Source organism: Rathayibacter sp. AY1D5 (assembly GCF_002932515.1).
Classification (GTDB): domain Bacteria; phylum Actinomycetota; class Actinomycetes; order Actinomycetales; family Microbacteriaceae; genus Rathayibacter.
On the sequence record NZ_PSVU01000135.1, the window covers coordinates 1 to 518 of the forward strand.

Genomic DNA, 518 nt, shown 5'->3' on the forward strand with positions numbered 1-518 from the left:
TCAGACCCGCCGCGTCGACGCCCGCTCCACCAGCGGCATCGGCACCAGCACCCGCTCGCCCGGAGCGCCGCTCAGCAGCAGCTCGACCGCCCGGCGGCCCATCTCCTCGTGCGGCAGCGCCACGGTCGTCAGCCCGGGGCGGAGGTAGGCGGCCAGCTCGTCGTCGTCGAACGACACCACGGCGACGTCGCCGGGGATCGAGAGCCCCGCCTCCGCGACCGCCTGGTAGGCCGCCTCACGCCGAGCGGCTTCGGGCACGACGGCGCGGGCGGACAGGTCGCCTTCGCCGACCCGGACGCGGGAGTCGGCTTCGCGTTCCTCACCAACCGGATGGAGGGGGTCGGCGACGTGCGCGCGACCCGCGTCGTCGAGGCGCTCGCGACCGCGCTGCGACTGCCCGCTCCGCGCGGACTCTGGCCCCTCCGCGCGGACTCTGATCCCTCCGCCCCACCCCCGTCAAGGGGTGGGGCGCCCGGTCGGCGCCGTCCTAGCGTCGGGGGACGGGCCGACCGGAGGGG

The 518-nt window shown here is 77.2% G+C and carries 1 protein-coding gene; it reads left to right on the forward strand.

Features of this window, described 5'->3' with window-relative positions; genetic code table 11:
* Window positions 1–108: 108 nt before the first annotated feature.
* Window positions 109–518 (forward strand): serine hydrolase (locus tag C5C82_RS18285; protein ID WP_374953874.1); only part of this gene is annotated, 410 nt, incomplete at its 3' end.